Below are 17711 nucleotides of genomic sequence, written 5' to 3' on the forward strand. Positions count from 1 at the left end.
ACAATAATTGGATTTTTTTGCATTATTTACATAACATTTATTATAGGCTGATATTAATCACCAACCCCTAAGGAGTTGGTGATTAGTTTCATGCCCTATGACTATTTAAGTCTGAATGTCTCAACTTCAGCAAAATATGTATAGTATGGAGTCATGTTCTCTGGAAGAGATTCCATATCTACAATTTCTTGGTTGAATACATACATATTTTTTCTTTGGTAAACTGGCATTTCTACCGCTTCATCCATAATGATATCAAGCGCTTTGCTATAGTAGTCTTTTCTTACTTCTATATCATTTGTTTGACGTGCATCTACAATAAGCTTATCAAGTTCATCATTTTTGATTTTGTAATGATTTGATGGACCTGTTGAGTGGTATACTTGGTACATATCAGGGTCAACGGTTGCCCCCCAAGCTGCTACCCACATGTCCCAATCACTTGTGTTAAGTCTATCAAAGAATACTGTTCCATCTGTATCTGCGATTTCAAGTACAGCACCCATTTTTTCCATTTCAGTTTTCATTTGTGTAAGTACTGGAGCAGTTGGATGGTCCATAGTACCACCACCTGGAATACCTACTTCAACGCGAAGTTGTACGCCATCTTTTTCAAGGCTTACTTTACCATTTTTATCTACTTGCTCATAGCCAGCAGCTTTGAAGTATTCTAAAGCTTTAGCCGGATCGAAGCCATAGTATTCTGTCGCATCTTGTGGGTAAGCCCATGATACTGTTGACATTGGTCTTTCAATAACTGTAGCAAGTTCACCATAATAGGTTTCTACAGCTGGACGACGATTCATAAGGTGCATTAAACCTTTACGAACGTTTTTGTCTGGAATACGTTCTGCATTCATACCAATGTAACCATAACCAAGGTTTTCAATTAATCTATATTCAAGACCTGCAGCTTCTACATCCGCTACCATATCTGGTGAAGCAGATGGATCTGAAATGTCAAACTCACCAAGTTTTAAGCCTTCAAGTTTATTAGTCTCTGCTGTTACTTGGTATTTAATAGTTGGTGTCGCTGGTGCACCTTTGTAATAGTTTTCATTTGCTTTAAGTGTTACTACGTTATTATCAAAGCTCTCAAATTTATAAGCACCCGCACCCATTGGCGCAGCATTTCTTGATTTAGGAACGCTCATATCCCCTTTAGCATATTCTTTACCAGCATCATCTACACCGTAGTATGCTTTTGGCGCTACAGCAATACCACCAAGTTTCCAGATTGCTGCTGGGTCAATGCCTTTAAGTGTAACTTTTACAGTTTTCTCATCTACTTTTTCAATACCACTAATTTCTGTAGCATCACCTTTATTGTACTCTTCCATACCAACTACTGGTAATGTAGTAAGTGTAGATGGACCATCATATGCTGGGTCCGCTAATACCTTATATGAGAAAATAACATCATCAGCTGTTACAGGTGTACCATCACTGAATGTCACACCATCCTTAAGTGTAAAAGTGTAAATTGTTTCAGAAACTGTACCATCTTCACCTTTTATTTCTTCAATTGCATACTCAGCTAGAGCCGCTTCTGGTTGTGCATTACGGTCTGCTTTAATAAGTGATGCATGGACCATATCTGCAATATCCATATCATAACCTGTTGTAGCAAAGAATGGGCTGAATACACCATTCATTTCAAGTGAAGCAACAACTACTGTTTTGTATTTTGATTCTTTTTGAGTATCACCACTACTCTCTTTCTCTCCTGCAGCTTGGCTTGTACCGTTATCTGTTTGTGGTTTATCTTGGCTACAGCCTACTAAAGTAGAAGCAGCTAATCCAGATACTACAGATAAAACTAAAAATTTCTTAGCAAACTTTTTCATCTTAACCCCTCCATTTATTTCATTATTTTTCATTTCAAGTATCGATACTGTTTTTGCAAGTTTTTATCAAATAAACTTCATATCGTATAATTGATTTTTATTTTTCTCCTTCATATTACCATAATATTATGGGTTATTCAATCTTATTCTTGGATTTTATAATAATATTTATTTAAAACAAAATAATTGTATACATGTACATGATTTATTTATAACACAATCTATCATATTTTTGAATTTATTTCAACCAATGTTTATCCCTAATAAATACTTATGTTTGTATATGTCGTACACTTTATGCTTGATTATACAAAAATTATATTATTTATTCTCACAAAAATAACTAAACATTATTTATTATTAGAAATAATATCATAAACTATATTTTTTTACTATATATTTATAAAAAAGAAGTGTTTAATAGCTAGCTATTAAACACTTCTTTTTTATTCATTCCCTTCAGTAGCCCACTCATCTATATTTTGCATTGTATATAAAGGATTAAGCAATTGGGAAACTGTCATCGGTGTTAAATCCATAAGCACATCACTCAAATAGCCCGGGCAATCTATCTCTTCATTTAATCTTCTATCATTAAAAAGATCCGCTGTTGCATCAATTAAATCGGATTCTACTTGAAGTTCTTTCATATGCTTTAATACATCTTTTGTTTCATAAATATAACACACCCCAGCCTCTGCCCCTATAAGGGTATAGACATATCCCACATCTACCGAACTCATTGTTTCATATGTGTACTGCTGGTCCTTACAATAGGCATCTATATCTGAACGTTCTTTTTCATCGCAATACTGCGCTACTTGTTCACCATGATCAAAGCAAATGATTTTACGCGCTGGTGATAAAACTACATACTTCATAAATTTTCCTCCATTATTATAATACTCTTCTTATTTATAATATCTCTTTCACTTACTTATTATTCAGTATCAAGCACTTACTTTTATACATATTGACACCCTATTACCCATAATGTTACTATTAATTATAATTATTCAGAAAACTTCATAAAAAAGGGGGGTATTATATGATAGAACAAAATACTCTTTACACTTCTACTGATCCTTTCAACGAACTTACCCACTTAGCTCAAGAAAATAACCTTATCAATCCTGAACTTTTTACAAAGTACGCTGTTAAACGTGGTCTACGTGACTTAGATGGCCGAGGTGTACTTGTAGGATTAACAGAAATAGGCGAAGTCCATTCCTATATTGTAGACGAAAACGAAATTATTCCTGTTCCTGGTCGTCTACTTTATAGAGGTATCGATATTGCTGATATCACTAAAGGTTACTTAACTGATCATCGCTATGGTTTCGAAGAAACTACTTATCTTTTACTTTTTGGCAAACTCCCTAATCCTAGACAACTTGAAAATTTCAATAAAATATTAAGTGAAAAGCGCAAACTACCTGATGACTTTGTCCGTGATATGATTCTAAAAGCACCTACAAAAGATATTATGAATAGCATGGCCCGAAGCGTACTTGCACTCTATAGTTACGATGAGGATAATCCTGATGATACTTCTTTATCTAATGTCCTTAAACAATGTATTCACCTCATTTCTTGTTTTCCCTCTTTAGCTGTATATGGCTATCAAGCTTATGCTCATTACCATCAAAATCAAAGTCTCTATATTCACACACCTAGGCCAGAACTCTCTACAGCAGAAAATATCCTTTATATGCTTAGACCAAATCGCAAATACACCGAACTTGAAGCTCTCCTTTTAGACCTAGCTCTTATTTTACACGCTGAACACGGTGGTGGTAATAACTCTTCTTTTACAACCCACCTTGTAACCTCTTCTGGGACAGATACTTACTCTACCATCGCCGCTGCTTTAGGTTCACTAAAAGGCCCTAGACACGGCGGTGCCAACCTAAAAGTTGTTAAAATGTTTGAAGATATGCGTGAAAAAATTAAAGATTGGCAAGACGAAGAGGAAATCTGTACCTATCTCACCAAACTTCTTAATAAAGAAGCTTTTGATAAAGCCGGACTTATTTACGGCATTGGTCACGCCGTTTATTCCATATCTGACCCCCGTGCTATTATCCTTAAAGAATATGCAGGTAAACTCGCTGCCGCCAAAGGCGTCGAAGATGAATTTGAATTCTATACACGTATTGAACGTCTTGCACCACAAGTGATTAGCAAAGCTCGTAAAATGTATAAAGGCGTTAGTGCCAATGTAGATTTCTATTCTGGATTTGTCTACAGCTTATTAGATTTACCTTTAGAAATGTATACACCTATTTTCGCCATCGCCAGAATAGCGGGCTGGAGCGCTCACCGCATCGAAGAAATCGTCAATGCAGGAAAGATTATCCGCCCAGCTTATAAGAGCGTAGCTCAGAGAAAGGAGTATATCCCTCTTTCTATGCGCCAATAATTTATTTACTTTTTTTCACACAAAAAGGACTCTCTAAATTGGTTTTAGAGAGTCCTTTTTCATTACTGCATTATTTATTAAACTTTTCAAGGCGTGCTACAACTTCTGCAAGCATAGCTTCGTATTTAGCTTGTTTTGCTTTTTCTTCTTCAATAAGCTTAGCAGGTGCTTTCGCTACGAAACCTTCATTAGAAAGTTTTTTTACAACGCGATCTACTTCACTTTGAAGTTTTGCTTTTTCTTTTGTTAGACGTTCAATTTCTTTTTCAAAATCTACAAGTTCCGCAAGAGGCATGTAAAGTACTGTTTCTGGAATAACTGCTGATACAGCATCCTCATCAATACCTGCTTTATCTTTTTGCATAACAACTTCTGATGCAGAAGCAAGGGTAGCAAAGAATACTTTACCTCTATTAAAGATATCAAGTACTTTTTCATTTTCAGAAACAACAAATACTTGTGCTTTTCTTGATGGTGGTACATTCATTTCACTTCTTACATTACGAATAGAACGTACTGCTTCTTTAATAAGAGAGATTTCTTCCTCTTCTACTTGGAAGTTCCATTCTTCTTTATATACTGGCCAGTTAGAAATCATGATACTTTCTTCTCTATCTTGAAGTCCCATAAAGATCTCTTCTGTAATAAATGGAATATATGGATGAAGCATCTTAAGAACATTAATCATAACTGTTTTAAGTGTCCATAATGCAGCATGACGCGTAGCATCTTCTTTATTGTAAAGACGTGGTTTTACCATTTCAATATACCAGTCACAGAATTCTTCCCATGCAAAGTCATAAAGTTTTTGAACAGCAATACCAAGGTCGTATTTATCCATGTTCTCTGTTACTTCATTTGCAAGTGTATTAACTTTTGAAAGAATCCATTTATCTGCTGCAGTCAGTTCATCAAGACCTACCTCTAGATTTAAATCTTCTCCTTCATAATTCATAAGAATGAAACGTGTTGCATTCCAAAGTTTGTTACCAAAGTTACGGTTCGCTTCTACACGTTCATAATAGAAACGCATATCGTTACCAGGTGCATTACCTGTAATAAGTGTAAGTCTAAGTGCATCTGCGCCGTATTCTTTAATAACTTCAAGTGGGTCAATACCATTTCCTAAAGATTTACTCATCTTACGTCCTTCAGAGTCACGCACAAGACCATGGATAAGAACATCTTTAAATGGTACTTCACCCATTTGTTCAAGACCTGAGAATACCATACGTACAACCCAGAAGAAAATAATATCATAACCTGTTACAAGTACACTTGTTGGATAGAAATGTTTAAGTTCTTCTGTATTATCTGGCCAGCCAAGTGTTGAGAATGGCCATAAAGCTGAACTGAACCATGTATCTAATGTATCTTCATCTTGAACAAGATGTGTATGACCACATTTACTACATGCTTCCGGCATACTACGTGCAATAGTTACTTCACCACATTCCTGGCAGTAGTATGCTGGAATTCTGTGTCCCCACCAAAGCTGACGAGAAATACACCAGTCACGAATATTTTCTAACCAGTTAAGGTATGTTTTACCAAAACGTTCTGGAACGAAACGTAAGTCACCTTTTTTAAGCGCTTCAATAGCAGGTTTAGCCATTTCTTCCATACGAACGAACCATTGTGCTTTCACCATAGGTTCAATAACTGTTTTACAACGGTCATGTGTACCTACATTGTGCATATGAGGTTTAATCTGAATAAGAAGACCTTGCTCTTCTAAATCTTTAAGCATTTCTTTACGTGCTTCATAGCGGTCCATACCAGCATATTTGCCTGCTAAGTTATTCATTGTACCATCATCGTTCATGACACAGATTTCTTCTAAGTCATGACGACGACCTACCTCAAAGTCATTAGGGTCGTGTGCTGGTGTAATTTTAACAACACCTGTACCAAATTCCATATCTACATAATGGTCTGCAATTACTGGAATTTCTCTATCTGTAAGAGGTAATTTAAGCATTTTACCAATTAAATGTGTATAGCGTTCATCTTTTGGGTTAACTGCTACTGCAGTATCTCCAAGCAATGTTTCTGGTCTTGTTGTAGCAATTTCAACGAACTCATCACTCCCTACTACTGGGTAACGTAAGTGGTAGAAGTTGCCTTGACTTTCAATGTGCTCAACTTCAGCTTCTGAAATAGTTGTTTGACATACTGGACACCAGTTAACAATACGTGAACCTTTGTAAATATATCCTTTTTCATGAAGACGAATGAATACTTCTTGTACTGCTTTTGATAAACCTTCATCCATTGTGAAGCGTTCTCTTTCCCAGTCACATGAAGAACCAAGTTTTTTAAGCTGCCCGATAATTGTGCCACCATACTCTTCTTTCCATTCCCAAGCACGTTTTAAGAAACCTTCACGTCCAAGGTCTTCTTTTGTAAGACCTTCTTCTGCCATTTTGGCCACAATTTTCACTTCTGTTGCAATACTTGCATGGTCAGTTCCTGGCATCCAAAGTGTATTATAACCTTGCATACGTTTATATCTAATTAAGATATCTTGAAGTGTGTTATCAAGTGCATGCCCCATATGAAGTTGCCCTGTAATGTTTGGTGGTGGAATAACGATTGTAAATGGCTCTTTGTCTTTTTCAACTTCAGCATGGAAATAACCATTGTCCATCCATTTTTTATAAAGTCTTTCTTCTACGGTACTTGGATCATAAACTTTTTCTAAGTTACTCATATTGAATCCTCCTTTTATTTGTTACATCATCAGAAATAGAAATCCCATAACAGCCACAATAAAGCCTGAGACCTTAACAGCAATAACACCGCCACTTGCTAGCATTTCCATTTCATTTTTATCCTTTTCTTCTAGACGCACTTTAGAAAGCACGATACGCCTTGCTGCAAAGATCAGCATGACACCAATGACCAAAAGTACAAAACCCATAGGCTTCATAGGACACCTTCTTTCTGAAATAAGAATATAAAAAAAGCACTCTCGCCCCTAATAAGGACGAAAATGCTCGCGGTACCACCTTAATTCCAGACTTCTATCTGGCTCTCTATGCTGTAACGGGCCTACCCGCTGCTTCCTACTTAGTTTCAAAAACAGTGCTCAAAAGCTACCTTCTAATATCCTTACATAAGAAACCTTTCAGCTTATAAGTTTCTCTCTCTAAATGCAGGTGTATTATACTCCTCTTTTTCATCGCATTTTTCTATGACGTTTACTTTATGTGACATTTACTTATTATTTTATGCATGAGCCTTTTCTTTGTCAAGTAGAGCTGGTAATTCTTTTATGCTATAAAGTGTATAGTCTGCTTCTTTCATCTCTTCTTCCTGACCAAATCCATACAAAGCAGCTATACAAGGTATATGATTCCAATGTGCTGCTTCTATATCATGAATACGGTCACCTACAACCACACCCTTACATCCCTCATACATCTTAAGTATTTTCGCTAAAAGTTGTGGTTTAGCTAATCCATTATCTTTAACACACTCCGCATAATCTACATAATTTCTAATACCTAGTACATCAAGTGCTGACTCCATATAAGCTCTTGAACAGTTACTATAGAGTACAAGTTTATAACCTCTCTTATGAAGTATAGAAAAAGTATTCTCTACACCTTCAAATTCCTTACCATAGGCTGCCATAGCTTCTGCCATATGCGCCCTATTATAAGCTCTAATTTCTTCCCATCTCTCTACACAACTCTCATCCAATACCCCTTTATAATACTCTTCTGCTGTGCAACCTAAATAGCCCCTTACACGCTCCTCACTCACACGATAAACATAATCAAAGTGCTCCAAAGTATTGTTCATATTTTCCACATTAAAATAAACAGAGTTTAAAAGCGTTCCATCTATATCCAAAATAATTACTCTCGTATCTTGTAACATCCCTTGCCTCCACATACAAAAGAGTGCCCATTAGGCACTCTTTTAATCATTCTATTTAAATAAATCTTTAAAAGCATTTCCTAAAACATCACCCATAGTTGAGATGCTTTCCTCTTCTTCGTTCATATATGCCATCATAGAAGGATCGATCTCTTCTTCTACTTCTGTCATGCTTAAACCAATTTTTTTATTTACTTTATCAAGTTGTGTAATTTTTACCTTAACTTCTTGACCAATCTCTAATGCTTCTTCTGGTTTTGAAATACGTTTCTCTGTAATTTGAGAAACATGAAGAAGACCTTCTACATTTTCACTAAGAGATACAAACGCACCAAAGTTCATAAATTTCACAACTTTACCTTTTACAACTTGTCCTTTTTCAAGGTTTGCTGTTTCTAAGAACCAAGGATCCATCGCTACATCTTTAGCACCAAGAGCAATTTTACCTTTTTCTTTATCTATGCTCAGAACAGTTACATTAAGCTTGTCCCCTTCTTTAACAACATCTGAAGGATGTTTAATACGTGTCCATGAAAGATCTGTATTATGAACAAGACCTTCTACACCACCAATGTTAACAAATGCACCATATGGCATAAGTTTTGTCACTGTACCTGTATATTTTTCGCCCTCTATAATAGAATCAAAACGTTCTTTTTTAGCTTGCTGTGTTTTAGCCTTTGCAATAGCCTTACCTGAAAGAACAAGTTTTTTGTTTTTAGGATTAAACTCGATAATTTCTACTTCAATTTCTTTACCTACAAACTCATTTAAATCTTCTACATAAACATCTGTAATTTGAGAACCAGGAATGAAAGCACGCATACCTTGAAGGTTTGCAATAACCCCACCTTTTACAACTTCTTTTACTTTAACTACAAAGTGTTCATGATTTTTGTAAAGCCGTTCAATATTTTCTAATGCTACTTCTGCCTCAGCACGTTTTTTAGAAACAATAATATTACCATCTCCGTCATCTGTATTTAAAACAAGTACATCGAAAGTATCACCAACTTGTACATCTTCCATTTTCACTTCTTCATAACTATATTCATTCCATGGTACAATCGCATCTGCATGAGAACCAATATTGGTGATAAGCCCTGCATCTTCAATCGATACAACTTTTGCTGTTTTAATATCACCTTTACGAATACGTACCATTGATTTTTCTATTTCATCCATAAAATCCGCCATAGTTAAGTTATTGTCTTCCATTATAATTCCTCCTTTTTACCATATGATTTTATTATACACATTTTGAGGATAAAAATATAGCCTGAATTTTATATACACACAGCAGATTATTAATTTAGAATAAACTTACTATTACAAATTAAGATTTTTATATTGATGTATAATTTATATTTCTATATAATCTACTCTTATTCACGTTATATTAGGCAATACAAGAAAGTAGGTGGAGATTTTGAACGAACGCGACAATTTTTCAAGTAAGTTAGGAATCATTGCAGCAGCTGCTGGCTCTGCAATCGGCCTAGGGAACATTTGGAAATTCCCTTACATGGCTGGTCAAAATGGTGGGGGAGCCTTTATTTTTGTTTATCTGATAGCGGTACTCCTTATGGGATACCCTCTTCTTTATACAGAATTTGCGCTAGGTAGACGCGGCTGTTCTAATGCTATTGACGCTTTTGGCAAAATTACAGGGAAGAAATTTTTAAATATAGTGGGTTACCTCGCTGTTGGAACAGTTTTCCTTGTAGCAACTTTTTATGCTATGATTGCAGGATGGGTAATTTATTACTTCATCATTTCGATTACAGGTGAACTTTATACAATTACACCAAATGTAGAACTTGCTACTCATTTCGAGACAGTATTTAAAACAATGAATCAAAATGCAGTATGGCCAATCATTGGTATGGTCATAGCTGTTCTTGCAACAGGCTTTATCAATTTCTCAGGTATTAAAGATGGCGTAGAAAAATACTCTAAAGTACTTATGCCACTTCTATTTGTGATCTTTATCGTCCTTATTGGTTACTCTATGACTTTAGATGGATTTACTGTAGCAGTAAACTTCTTATTTAAACCTGATTTTAGTGCTTTAACACCAGGTACTATTATTTCTGCTATTGGACAAGCTTTCTTCTCATTAAGCTTAGGAATGGGACTTCTTGTCACTTATGGTAGCTATGTACCAAAAACCGAGAACCTTCGTGCTATTTCAAGACAAGTTGTTATTGCAGATACACTTATTGCTATTTTCTCAGGGCTTCTTATCTTCCCTGCAGTATTTACATACGGTGGTTCTCCTGCAGCCGGTCCATCTCTTCTTTTTGAAGCATTACCACAAGTGTTTGCTCAAATGCCAGGTGGAAGATGGTTTGGTGCACTCTTCTTCTTACTGGTTATTGTAGCTTCTATTACATCTATGATTTCTATCTTTGAAATTATTATTACTTGTCTTTTAGAGAAACTTCATATTTCAAGACATAAAGCTACTGTAATCGTTGTAATAGCTATTTTAGTAGGCTCACTTATTAACATCTTAGGTGAAGGCCCTTGGTCACATGTTACTTTAAATGGCAGCACGATTTTTGGTTTCCTTGATGCTATTACAAATAATATTACAATTCCATTAACAGGTGCTTTAACTGCTGTTATTGCAACTTGGTTCTGGAAATACAAAAATATGGAGCATGAACTTACAAGTGAAGGCCTTTACAAAAGCAACATGGAAGGTCCAATCTTCTTTACCCTCCTTAAATGGGTTATTCCTCCTATCATTTTAGCACTTATTATTACTTCTCTTTAATTAAAACAAGGGCTATTCATAATATTATGAATAGCCCTTGTTTTAATATTATTTTTTCTTATCCTTTTAAACCACCAAGGCTTAAGCCAGATGTTAATTTCTTTTGTACAAGTGCATAGAATACCATAGTTGGCATCATAACAATAACAAGTCCTGCAAACATAGCGCCCCAATCTGTAGCAAACTTCTGAACTTCCATAAGGTTTTTAAGCCCTACTGGTAGTGTGTAATGATCTGGTTTTAATACAGTTAAAGCTAATATATATTCATTCCAATAAGACATAAAAGCAAATACGCCAATTGTTACAAATCCTGGTTTAGACATAGGAATAATAACTCTAAATAAAGTCCCCCAATAACCACACCCATCAATCTGTGCAGCTTCTTCATATTCTTTTGCAATACCTTGCATAAACCCTGTAAGCAAATAAATATTAAAAGGCATTGTTGTCGCTGCATATACAATACACAGTACAAATAAATTATTAAGGAGTCCCATATCTTTTAAGATCATAAAAATAGGCACAACAATATAGTTACAGTTAATAAAAAGACCTGCCATAAAGAGCATTGTAATGCCTTTAGAAAATTTAAATTTAAACCTTGAAAGTGCATAAGCTGCGGGTACAATTAATACAAAGAGTAACCCTAATGACCCAAGTGTAACCCCTATGGAATTCATAAAATAATCCCCCATGTTGGCTTTACTAATCGCATTAGCATAGTTCGACCAGTTAAGTGAACTTGGCAGTGCCCAAGGATTATTGAGGAACTCTGCACTTGTTTTAAAAGATGTATAGATTACCCATAGAATTGGCAAAACAACAATTAAACTGGTTAAAATTAGAACCATCCTAAGGGAAGTATTACCAATCAATCTACGAATATTTTTGGGATGTCTGCCTTTCATTATGCTTCCTCCTTTACGCATCATTCTTTTTTGTTAAAATATTACTAATAATCGCTAGTGCAAAAGCAACAATAAAGATAATAACTGCAATAGCCATGGCATAACCAAAGTTTGCATTTGTAAAGGCCTGCCTATACATATACGTGAGCAGTACTTCTGAACTACCGTTTGGTGCACCATCTGTCATAACATTAACAAATAGGAAACTCATGTTGAGTGTTGAAGTAATGAAGAAGACTAAAGTAACACGTAAGATTCCCCAGATCATCGGAATAGTAATCTTAAAAAACTGTACAAACTTAGATGCCCCATCAATATCCGCTGCTTCATAGAGTTCTGGCGAAATACCATCCATCCCTGCCATGTACATAACCATATAGTATCCAACAGCTTGCCAAATCATGGCAACACCTATAGCCCATAAAACAGTTTTACCACTCCCTAACCAAGGTTGAGCTAAGTGATTAAGTCCTATACCTCTTAATAAAGAGTTTAAAATCCCCATATTAGGTTCATAAATATTACTAAAGAGTACACCTATTACAACAATAGAAAGTACATTGGGAAAGAAGAAAAGTACACGGTAAAAGTTTTTCTCTTTAAGTTTAGATTGTGTTAAGGCTGCCGCAAAAAACAAGGCTAGAATCATTGTTATAGCTGTACAAAAGATAAGTAAAAAAATCGTATTTTGAAGTGCAGTCCAAAACTTGGTGTCATTAAAAAGCCTTATAAAATTTTCAAAACCAATAAAAGTTTTTTGTTTAGATAAACCACTCCATTGGTACATAGATGTGCGAAACACATTAAAAGTTGGATAAATTACAAATAATGCATACAGAGCTAACGCAGGCAGCAAAGATACAGTGATTGCTATATTTCTTCTGGTCTGCTGTTTCTTTGGCATATATTTTTTTAAATTGGTCATCGACTTCCCCTCCTATTCCTATTTTTACAGTTTGTTCTCATGCTCTGTTAGATACAAAAAAGGAGAGGTCACAGTTCTCTAGCCCTCTCCTTTTTATACAATCTATGAAAGCGATTATTTTACAACATAATCTCTTACCGAGTCAGAGATATTTTCCATATAAGCTGCCCACTCAGCTGCTGACATTTCACCACTTACTACAGGTGCTACTTGATTGAAGAGTTCTGTTCTTGGATCAAGTTCTGTCCCTTGAACACTTGCAAATCTTACGATTGTTGGTTCATAACCTTGATCGAATAATTTATAAGTTTCATAAGTTGCACCAGATACATATTGTTTAAGTTGTTCTGCTGCACCTTTTACTGGTGGGATACCTTTTGCTTTTTCAGCATTAAGTGCTACTGCTTCATCACTGTATTGGAATTTTAAGAACTCTTTTGCAAGGTCAATTTGATCTGAATCAGCTGGAATAAACATTTCTTCAAATGTAGTGAATACATATTTAGTATCCTCTGCATTCATAACTGGTGGGGCTGTAAATCCCCATTCAAATCCATCTTCTCTTGGTGATTCTGCCATCTCACCTTCAAGCCAGCTACCACAAGGAATAAAGAGTGCATCTCCTTTTAACCATTGTTGTTGTGCTTGTGTATGGCTAAGGGCCACAGTACCTTCCATTAAATAATTATTGGTAGACATTTTAGCAACTTGTTCCATTGCTTTTACAATACCTTCTTGTTCCCAAGCACCATCTTCATAGTTAAGTGCTTTTTCGAAGTTTTCTGGTCCTACCGAAGCTACCATAGCTGGAATAAGCATAGCTTCCATATACCCTGGTGCAAGACCTTGGTATGTAATAAGTGCACGGCCTTTTTCTTTTGCTTTATCTCCTAATGCATAGAAATCATCCCATGTCACAGGCACTTCCCAACCATTTTGTTCAAATACTGTTTTATTATAGAAAAGACCTGTTGTAGAGTAGTAAAGTGGTGCTAAATAGACTTTACCATCTCCATAAGGACTGGTTGCAACATTATCTATAAAACCTGGTAAAATTTTATCTTTAATAGCTGGATCTTCAAAAACATCACTAATATCTGCTAAAAGTTTGTCTTTAATAAGTGCATTCGTTACACCTGATTTATTCGTTGTTGGTAAATAAATAAAATCTGGTGCATTACCTGATAATAAATCTGGGCGAATGATTTCACCAATTTCAGGGTTCGCATTAATGACAACATCTACATTAGGATTTTGTTTTTCAAATGCCTCTGCCACTGCATCCCAGTAAGCACGTCCATATCCACCCTCAAATACTGCTACATCTAAAGTTTGTTTTTCTTCACTTGTTGCTGGTTCTTCTTTTTGCTCATCAGCTGGCTTCTCAGCTACTGGTTGTTCTCCAGTTTCTGGAGCTTGTTCCACGTCACCTTGAGCACATCCTGTAAATACTGAACCCATAAGTGCTGTAGTCATTAAAGCTGCAATAAGTTTTCTTTTCACTATTAATTCCCCCTCTAAACTTTCTATAGTATCTTTCCTTGTTTTTATTATATTAAACAATTTTCAGAATTAACATGAACATTATTGACTCAAATTTGTATATTTTTTATACTCTTTAGGATTAACCCCAAAGTACTTATTGAACATTCTATTAAAATAAGACTGTTCTTCAAACCCTAAAGCATAAGCCACGTCCTTTACAATCATATTCTTCTCTTTCAAAAGTTCTTTGGCCTTTTCCATTTTACTTACATTAATGTATTGAATAATATTCATACCTGTTTCACTTTTAAATAATCTACTGATATAACTTTCATTCATATTAATTTGATTTGCTATAGAATTTAGTGTAATTTTCTCCGTAATATGCTGTTCTATATAATCCATAATCTCTACTATTTCACGTCGATAATTTTTATTTTTAATTTGTAAAATTAAAGTACAAATCATATAAATAAGTTCTTTAATTAACCCCTGCATTTCATCAAGTAATGTACTGGCTCTATAGGACTCTACAAGTTCGTTTAATCTACTTTTATCACTTTCAAGATAAATACTATAGTCTAATATAATACCTTGTAATAAAGGATTAAGTCGTTCTTCTACTTGCTCCTTTGGTACATAAGATCGCCTCATTTCTTCCATATACATATCCAGCAAATTATTGGCTTCGCTATAATCCCCCTTATTCATAGCTTGGTGAAGCCTTTCTTCTACTATTTGAGCACTCCTACCTAAATAGGGTTTCATAAGTATATGCATTTCTTCTTCTAACACTTCTTCATAACCTTTATAAAAACTTAATTCAGCCACATCCTGAGTTTTCTTCAAGGACTCTCTTAAATCATAAGAAGTATAAATAACCTTACTTATAACTCCTGTTATTTTAATATTAGTGTAAAGTTTAATAAGATTTAAGATATGCATACTAATCCTATGTAAAACATCTTTTTGTTCCACATATCCCTTAGGAAATAAATAAAGCCCCCATTCCCCTTCGAAAAACAATCTTGGTATACTTTGATTAGGGACAGCCTCTGAAATAATATTTTCAATTGATTCTCTATATGCTTCTAACGTACAGGCCCTATGTTTTTCTTTCTGTGCTTTACTTTGGACATGTTTAAATAGTAGAAAAACATAAGGCATAGATAAGCTTTCTTTCTCTATGTTGTTTTCCCCTTCTAAATGATTTGTTTTAAAAATACGCTCTATTACCTTTAAGTCCTGTTCATTATTTATATCTTCTCTCTCCTCTTCAAAGAGTTTTTCACCTTTCTCATCTAATTTTCTCTGTACCTTAAGAACAGCCTGCATTAATTCGTCCGGCACGAGCGTTCCTTTAAGCAGATAATCTCCTACGCCGTAGCGCAAACACTGCCTTGCAAACTCAAATTCTCCATAACTTGTAAGCATAATAATTTCTCCCAAAAAGCCTCGTTCATATAAATTCTGTACCAATGTAATGCCGTCCATATAAGGCATCTTAATATCTGTCAAAATCAAATCAACTTTTTCTCTTTCTATAACCGCTAAAGCCTGCTTTCCATCACTTACTGCATCTATAATCTTAAACCCTACTTCCTCCCAATTAATAAGTGATCTAAGTCCAATACGGATAATTCTCTCATCATCTACAATCAATACGTTGTACATCATTTCCCCTCCATCTTTGGTATATGTAAGGTTACTATAGTCCCCTTTCCTATTTCACTTTGAATAATAGTGGTATAGTTCTCTCCAAAATGCAACCTAATTCTATCCCTTACATTATCAACACCTATTCCAGAAAGCTTTACATCTTTAGCTCTTGATATATCTAATATACTAGGATCAAAGCCTTTCCCATCATCTTGTACTGTAAAGATTATATGTCCACCTACTTCTCTTATTGAGATCAGAATTTGCAAGACACTTTGATCTTCTTTAATACCATGTAAAATAGCATTCTCTACAATAGGCTGCAAAATAAACTTTAAAGTTTGACAGCTTAGAAGCCCTTTCTCTACATCCATTAAAAGTCTAAAAGAATCTCCGTATCTTAGCTTCTGAATAAGTATATAATTTTTTACATTTTCTAGTTCATCCTCTATGGTGATATACTCCTTTTTCTGGATAATCGTATTTTTAAGTAAACAAGATAGCGCTAAAATACCTTCGCTTACACTATCCGCCTTGCTCATCATAGCAATCCACCTTAAGGAATTAAGTGTATTAAAAAGAAAATGAGGATTAATTTGCGCTTGTAGCATATTAAGTTCTAACTCTCTTCTTTCTTTTTCATTTTTTTCGATAGCAGTAATCATCTCTTGCATTTCTTTAGTAATCTGTACATAACTTCGGCTGAGCATGCCTAGTTCATCTGGGCTCTCATCATCTAGATTCGTTCTAAACTTCTCCTCCATAGAGGCTGATATATAATACTTTAATTTTTTAAGAGGCTCTATAATACTTCTACAGATCCTCTTTGCAATCATCATACATAAAAGCCCACATAGAATCATAATGACAACTATCTGTCTTAAAATGAGCATCACTTCTTTTAATAAATACGTATAAGGAATCGTTGCGACAAGCTGTATATTATAAGGTTTAATCAATGTGGGAATTACAAATAACTGTTCATAATGCTTATGTATGGTAAAATAACGTCTCCCATCTTTTTGAAAGCCCTTAATTTGCTTTATAATCTCTTCGTTTAAGAAAGTATTTTCCTCTAACTGACTTGATAAAATGTTCTGATTCTGATCAATAAGCCAAATACCTGACCCTTCTCCAAAATTCATATGCTCATATACCTTTTTAAGAGCCTCCTCTTTCAGTACCATAATGATATAGCCTACTTTTTCTTGAGTATAACTTGAGTAAATAGCTCGAGATAAAATCACATACTCCTCTCCATAAATGGCTTGCATAAAACATTGGACAAAGCCTCCCATCTGCTCGATTACATGTGTCATGGTTTTTACATGACTTTCATCATTAAGTAAATAGCCATGCTGATAAACCACTTCATCTTTTAAATTGACTATTTTTATATCTCTTATATAGGGATAGGAAGATAATTTCGGAATTACAACTTTATCAATTTGATTTTTAAATTGTGCCTTCTCGACATATGTATTATGATCATACTCATATAAACCCTTCTGAACTGTCTTATTGACTATAAGTTCATTAAGTAAGGCTTCGTAATTACTAAGTTCATTCTTTAAATTATCTCCTATAGCATCCACAAGCTGAACACTATAATTGGTACTTTTATTCATAACGCCATCATAAGTAATTTGCATGGTACATAGGCCAACTATTAAAATAGAAATAAAGGCAATAAGAAAAAATGCATATATTAATCTATTTTCAATTGTAATATTTCTCAAATTCATTCGAACTTTATTAGCCATATTGATTCCTCTTTATATTTTAAATTTATT

13 protein-coding genes and 1 other annotated feature are annotated in these 17711 nt (G+C 34.7%); of the genes, 2 read left to right on the forward strand and 11 right to left on the reverse strand.

Going from position 1 to position 17711, the window contains the following annotated elements; all coding sequences use genetic code 11:
- Window positions 1-101 precede the first annotated feature (101 nt).
- Window positions 102-1847 carry an ABC transporter substrate-binding protein gene (locus tag ACLTBU_RS04625; protein WP_412217851.1) on the reverse strand — a complete coding sequence of 582 codons (1746 nt, stop codon included), beginning with the start codon at window positions 1845-1847 and terminating at the stop codon, window positions 102-104.
- 446 nt (window positions 1848-2293) lie between these two features.
- A complete protein-coding gene (locus ACLTBU_RS04630; protein WP_412217853.1) occupies window positions 2294-2728 on the reverse strand; it encodes a hypothetical protein in 435 nt (144 codons plus the stop codon).
- 167 nt (window positions 2729-2895) lie between these two features.
- Here ACLTBU_RS04630 and ACLTBU_RS04635 point away from each other — a divergent pair, with 167 nt between their 5' ends.
- Window positions 2896-4269, forward strand: coding sequence for a citrate/2-methylcitrate synthase (locus tag ACLTBU_RS04635; protein WP_412217855.1), 1374 nt, complete (start codon window positions 2896-2898; stop codon window positions 4267-4269).
- Window positions 4270-4339: 70 nt separating this feature from the next.
- Here ACLTBU_RS04635 and ACLTBU_RS04640 read toward each other — a convergent pair whose 3' ends face one another.
- From ACLTBU_RS04640 to rpsA, 4 genes are all read right to left on the reverse strand, one after another.
- A complete protein-coding gene (locus ACLTBU_RS04640) occupies window positions 4340-6982 on the reverse strand; it encodes a valine--tRNA ligase (protein ID WP_177671180.1) in 2643 nt (880 codons plus the stop codon).
- 21 nt (window positions 6983-7003) lie between these two features.
- Window positions 7004-7201, reverse strand: coding sequence for a hypothetical protein (locus tag ACLTBU_RS04645; RefSeq protein ID WP_177671181.1), 198 nt, complete (start codon window positions 7199-7201; stop codon window positions 7004-7006).
- Window positions 7202-7251: 50 nt separating this feature from the next.
- Window positions 7252-7463, reverse strand: a binding site (T-box leader).
- A 37-nt stretch (window positions 7464-7500) separates the two neighbouring features.
- Window positions 7501-8157 (reverse strand): HAD family hydrolase, encoded by a 657-nt coding sequence (locus ACLTBU_RS04650; protein WP_412217857.1) that lies wholly within the window; start codon window positions 8155-8157, stop codon window positions 7501-7503.
- A 51-nt stretch (window positions 8158-8208) separates the two neighbouring features.
- The gene (rpsA, locus tag ACLTBU_RS04655; RefSeq protein ID WP_412217859.1) at window positions 8209-9375 is read right to left on the reverse strand and encodes a 30S ribosomal protein S1; all 1167 of its coding nucleotides are present in this window, start codon (window positions 9373-9375) and stop codon (window positions 8209-8211) included.
- A gap of 211 nt (window positions 9376-9586) precedes the next feature.
- On the opposite strand from rpsA, the gene ACLTBU_RS04660 reads away from it, so the two are divergent.
- Complete coding sequence (locus ACLTBU_RS04660) at window positions 9587-10939, forward strand: sodium-dependent transporter (protein ID WP_412217861.1); 1353 nt, start codon at window positions 9587-9589, stop codon at window positions 10937-10939.
- A gap of 58 nt (window positions 10940-10997) precedes the next feature.
- On the opposite strand, the gene ACLTBU_RS04665 is transcribed toward ACLTBU_RS04660, so the two are convergent.
- From ACLTBU_RS04665 to ACLTBU_RS04685, 5 genes are all read right to left on the reverse strand, one after another.
- Entirely contained in the window at window positions 10998-11849 is an 852-nt protein-coding gene (locus tag ACLTBU_RS04665; RefSeq protein WP_412217864.1) for a carbohydrate ABC transporter permease, read from the reverse strand.
- 13 nt (window positions 11850-11862) lie between these two features.
- Window positions 11863-12774: a carbohydrate ABC transporter permease gene (locus tag ACLTBU_RS04670; protein ID WP_249331156.1), complete on the reverse strand. Its 912-nt coding sequence runs from the start codon at window positions 12772-12774 to the stop codon at window positions 11863-11865.
- Between the two features lie 114 nt (window positions 12775-12888).
- Window positions 12889-14277 (reverse strand): carbohydrate ABC transporter substrate-binding protein, encoded by a 1389-nt coding sequence (locus ACLTBU_RS04675; RefSeq protein WP_412217867.1) that lies wholly within the window; start codon window positions 14275-14277, stop codon window positions 12889-12891.
- Between the two features lie 81 nt (window positions 14278-14358).
- Window positions 14359-15933, reverse strand: coding sequence for a response regulator transcription factor (locus ACLTBU_RS04680; protein ID WP_412217869.1), 1575 nt, complete (start codon window positions 15931-15933; stop codon window positions 14359-14361).
- On the reverse strand, window positions 15933-17681 hold the full coding sequence (locus tag ACLTBU_RS04685) for a sensor histidine kinase (RefSeq protein ID WP_249331155.1): 1749 nt from the start codon (window positions 17679-17681) through the stop codon (window positions 15933-15935). The genes ACLTBU_RS04680 and ACLTBU_RS04685 overlap by 1 nt, the downstream gene beginning before the upstream one ends.
- Window positions 17682-17711 lie beyond the last annotated feature (30 nt).

Origin of the sequence: Zhenhengia sp., assembly GCF_046966505.1 — a bacterium.
Taxonomy (GTDB): Bacteria; Bacillota; Clostridia; order Lachnospirales; family Cellulosilyticaceae; genus Zhenhengia; species Zhenhengia yiwuensis.

Coding starts and splice junctions, on each gene's coding strand:
- ACLTBU_RS04680 (WP_412217869.1), bottom strand. CDS start 15,933: ATGTACAACGTATTGATTGTAGATGATGAGAGAATTATCCGTATTGGA.
- ACLTBU_RS04630 (WP_412217853.1), bottom strand. CDS start 2,728: ATGAAGTATGTAGTTTTATCACCAGCGCGTAAAATCATTTGCTTTGAT.
- ACLTBU_RS04645 (WP_177671181.1), bottom strand. CDS start 7,201: ATGAAGCCTATGGGTTTTGTACTTTTGGTCATTGGTGTCATGCTGATC.
- ACLTBU_RS04650 (WP_412217857.1), bottom strand. CDS start 8,157: ATGTTACAAGATACGAGAGTAATTATTTTGGATATAGATGGAACGCTT.
- ACLTBU_RS04625 (WP_412217851.1), bottom strand. CDS start 1,847: ATGAAAAAGTTTGCTAAGAAATTTTTAGTTTTATCTGTAGTATCTGGA.
- ACLTBU_RS04635 (WP_412217855.1), top strand. CDS start 2,896: ATGATAGAACAAAATACTCTTTACACTTCTACTGATCCTTTCAACGAA.
- ACLTBU_RS04665 (WP_412217864.1), bottom strand. CDS start 11,849: ATGAAAGGCAGACATCCCAAAAATATTCGTAGATTGATTGGTAATACT.
- ACLTBU_RS04640 (WP_177671180.1), bottom strand. CDS start 6,982: ATGAGTAACTTAGAAAAAGTTTATGATCCAAGTACCGTAGAAGAAAGA.
- ACLTBU_RS04670 (WP_249331156.1), bottom strand. CDS start 12,774: ATGACCAATTTAAAAAAATATATGCCAAAGAAACAGCAGACCAGAAGA.
- rpsA (WP_412217859.1), bottom strand. CDS start 9,375: ATGGAAGACAATAACTTAACTATGGCGGATTTTATGGATGAAATAGAA.
- ACLTBU_RS04685 (WP_249331155.1), bottom strand. CDS start 17,681: ATGGCTAATAAAGTTCGAATGAATTTGAGAAATATTACAATTGAAAAT.